Origin of the sequence: Veillonella sp. CAG:933, assembly GCF_000431435.1 — a bacterium.
Lineage (GTDB): Bacteria > Bacillota > Negativicutes > Veillonellales > Veillonellaceae > Veillonella_A.
On the sequence record NZ_HF986169.1, the window covers coordinates 1 to 1,221 of the forward strand.

General features: G+C 31.4%; 2 protein-coding genes. Both read right to left on the bottom strand.

The window, feature by feature from the left end:
• On the bottom strand, positions 1-877 hold an 877-nt coding region (locus tag QZL64_RS03370; RefSeq protein ID WP_369665151.1), incomplete at its 3' end, for an AIPR family protein.
• Between the two features lie 11 nt (positions 878-888).
• Positions 889-1,113 carry a hypothetical protein gene (locus QZL64_RS03375; RefSeq protein WP_021840608.1) on the bottom strand — a complete coding sequence of 75 codons (225 nt, stop codon included), beginning with the start codon at positions 1,111-1,113 and terminating at the stop codon, positions 889-891.
• Positions 1,114-1,221: the final 108 nt, after the last annotated feature.

Here is a 1,221-nt window from a genome sequence, read left to right on the forward strand (position 1 = left end):
TCCCTATAGTATTAGGATTATCACCTATAGAGTTCGAAAAATTCATAATACTTTGACTTAAACTTTCTTTAACATCATCCCAAAGATCTTTTGGCCGTTTTCCATTATACCATTCATATCTATCTGTTTTGGCGTTGTAAATAACTAAAGCCCGAAACGCCGCTAACAACGGATACATAATTCCATCCGGTACCTTATAATTTAACGGTTTTTGCCAAAACTTACTTTTGGCTACTACTTCACCTTCCCCTTTATATCCAGAATACTTTTTACGGCCATATCTTCCACCGGCATTATTATACGCATTAGGGAATTCTGTCTCAATAGTTTCATACAGTTCAAAAATATCTACCGCAATATCACTAAATCTTCGATATGATTCAGGAGTATCGTCTTCTAAATACTGTTTTAAAAGTACGGCCTTACTGGAATAAGCTTTAATAGGATGAGTCTGTTCATCAAATAGATGAATGTTAAAAATACTTAAAATAGCAACTATCTCTCGTGCATCTATCATTTTTAATTTTTTATTATCATCTACTTCGATCTGATTCTGTTTAAAAGCGATTCTATTTAAAAAAGGCAATGACTTGATACAGTCCTTTATGGGATCAAACTTATTAGCTAACTCAGCCAATGACTTCTCATCAACTTGTACTGATGTATTTCTTGCTCTGTCCAATGCTTCAATAATATCTTCAACCCCAGTCATTACCTCAAATTGCACTATTTGCTCTAATTTATCTTGTTTATGCTCGCAAATAATTTTGTAAGTATGACCACCGTCAATATTACCATGTAACAAATCATCCTCAAAATCAATTGTTACTAAAGATCGTTTTACATCATATTGAACTTTTTTAGCAGACAGTACGATCCCTCTATTTTTTAAATGAAAAAACCATCATTACTTTTTAAAGAATCTTCTATAGCTTGTGCCACTCCTGAAGTCAATTTTTGCTCTCTTGGATTTGTAGCCATTGGAATATGCTCCGGAACGTCACTAACATTAGCATAAAAAAGATATTTATTAGTACCTAATCCCATAGGGTCTTCAATCTTTTTAAAAGAATTACGCTTTGCCTTAATTATTACCTGTGTCATTATTTTCATAATATATAACTCCTTCAATATACACTTTTACCATTATTTATGAAAATTTATCTGAATAAGATTTATTTTATATATTTTTAGTAAATTGCAATATGAAATTGAACACTT

Bases quoted from the DNA above. Each gene is read 5' to 3' on its own strand.
- QZL64_RS03375 (WP_021840608.1), bottom strand. From the start codon at position 1,113: ATGAAAATAATGACACAGGTAATAATTAAGGCAAAGCGTAATTCTTTT.